We start from the raw sequence: 2390 nt of genomic DNA on the forward strand, positions 1-2390 counted from the left end.
CAATGAGAATAATATCTTAACATTTTATTAACAATATCAGGGAATTTTATCCATTTGGCACTCCAATTGCAGTTTGAATGATAAAATTAATTATCCGGAGGAAGTATGGAGTCAGGATTTAACTATTTTGTTGGACTTGAGATTTTTATTCCTATCATCGTAATTTTGATCTCGGTTATAACAGGAATTTTTTTCTTGATCCGAAAAAGAATCGAATTTTATTCATTTTATCATAAATTTAATCATTCCAAAAGATCACATAAAATAAACAGAAAAAAATGCGGTTACTTAAGAAATCTCCAAATCCAGTAGGAATTAATTGAATGTTAATATCACTAATGAAAAACAAGATCTTCAATCACGAAGATATGTTATTGATCGTTACTATCGTAAATAAACTAATTGAAATGTTAACTTTTAAAAAACCCTTAAAAAAAAATAAAAAAGGAGAATTATTATGAAAAAGGGAATTATCTTAATTGTTATCGCTGTTTTTATCAGCCAGTTAATGGCTGCACCTTCTCTCGATGTGAGAGAACCTCCGGTTACCGATGTCTGGGATTGGACAGGACCTATAGTTGATCCGGATGCTTTAAACGGACAATGGTTTAGAGACAATACTACTTTCCAAGAAGAATTCCGAACCCATGAATTTTATGACAATGTCGAAGGATCCGGTGGTGGAACGATGAGTTGTTTTGCTATCGAGGGTTATGTCATTATGATCCAATATCAAGCAGGAAATATTATAGCCTTTGATATTGAAGCAACCATAACTAACGATACACCTGCATATTCGGAATGGGCTGATGGCAGCAACAGTCATGATGAATTTTTAAGTACTCAAGATCAATATGAAGGAACTTTATGGGATACAAAATTAACTGCTGAATTTGCCCTTAATCAATTTATGCAAATGCCGTCAATGTGGACAGGACCATATCGTGACAGACAGGAATATATTGTTGCTGTAAATGAAGATCAGGAAGCCTGGTATTGCTGGACTCCTGATAATCCGGAACCTGATCTGATCCCGTGGGGAGATTATTATGTTCCCACCTGGGATTTTGGTGATATTCCTCCGGGTATGTCTTCCACCAGAACTTTACAATTTACATGTGCAGGTGCAGGAATTCCTCCGGCAGATACTCGATATAATGTTATTGTAAATAGTTATGACTTTCATGAAGATGTTCTCTTGAACAGGACAACATCCCTGAAAATCAGTACCTGGATAGATGAGATCTATACTGATATCTGTCAGCCGTATCCTCAATATCCGGAAGGACCGCTTCGTGCCAGCGATTGTTCCGTATTTCATAACATAAATCCTGAAAATCCGGTCGAACTTTCATCCTTCACCGCAACTTATACTACAGACGGACCAACTCTCGGCTGGGTAACACAATCGGAAGTTGATAACATAGGTTGGAATGTATATCGCGCCAATACGGGGAATTTCGATGAATCCGACCAGATCAATGGAAATCTTATCGCAGGTGCGGGAACTACATACGAACCAACCGAATACATTTACATCGATGAAAGTCAACTCCAAGTGGACAATACCTATTATTACTGGGTTGAGAATAGAGATGCAGCAGGTATGACCGAAACTTACGGTCCGATCTCTCTGACAATTCCCGATAATAACGGAGAAAGTCCTGATGCTCCGATCATTGAAGGAAGCATTCGCAACTATCCTAATCCGTTCTATCCCACCACAGAGATCAGCTTTATGATGAATGAACCGGGTCAGGTGGAAGTTACGATCTTCAATTCCAAAGGACAGATGGTAACCACCCTGTTCAACGGTTATTATGATGAGGAAACATTCAATGTCGCCTGGAACGGCAGAGATAATTCCGGTAAAGAAGTTACATCCGGAGTTTATATGTATGTTATCAAAACAGATAGCGGAACATATTCCAGGAAAATGGTTATCACAAAGTAATTTGTGAAGCTTCGCAAAAACCGAGAACTGCTCCCAACACTCCGGGAGCAGTTTTTTGTTATACAAGAAAATCCAGGAGAGCGGGGAAGAGGTAAGTTTAATTTTATCTGTAACTTATTCCGGAGGTTCAAACCTCCGGCTATTAATATTCAATTCCGTTGGAATTGACCGCTCCCAATGACCAATCAACCATTGACCATCATTTCCCCGTTCGCATTCTCTCCCCAGGTGATAACCTCTGCGGATAGACCGATCTCTGTGCCCATTTCCTTGATATTGTCACTGATCAAGGTTAACCGTTCATCCCGCTTTGCTAAATTGTCACTGCTGATATTATTCCGTTGTTTTCTGCCATAATATTCTTCCTGCAATAAGTAATCTATTAACTGCACTTTATAATCTGTTATCTACATCCTTCAATCTCTTAACTACATCC

At 38.5% G+C, this 2390-nt stretch carries 2 protein-coding genes; one reads left to right on the forward strand and one right to left on the reverse strand.

Annotation, left to right across the window (positions count from 1 at the left end; genetic code table 11):
• Positions 1 to 457: 457 nt before the first annotated feature.
• Positions 458 to 1954: a T9SS type A sorting domain-containing protein gene (locus tag ENL20_05895; GenBank protein ID HHE38087.1), complete on the forward strand. Its 1497-nt coding sequence runs from the start codon at positions 458 to 460 to the stop codon at positions 1952 to 1954.
• A 185-nt stretch (positions 1955 to 2139) separates the two neighbouring features.
• Here ENL20_05895 and ENL20_05900 read toward each other — a convergent pair whose 3' ends face one another.
• Positions 2140 to 2346, reverse strand: a complete 207-nt coding sequence (locus tag ENL20_05900; protein ID HHE38088.1) for a hypothetical protein — start codon at positions 2344 to 2346, stop codon at positions 2140 to 2142.
• Positions 2347 to 2390 lie beyond the last annotated feature (44 nt).

It is taken from the genome of Candidatus Cloacimonadota bacterium, assembly GCA_011372345.1.
Lineage (GTDB): Bacteria > Cloacimonadota > Cloacimonadia > Cloacimonadales > TCS61 > DRTC01.

Excerpts from the sequence above, each read along its gene's own strand:
- ENL20_05895 (HHE38087.1), top strand. The coding sequence starts at position 458 with ATGAAAAAGGGAATTATCTTAATTGTTATCGCTGTTTTTATCAGCCAG.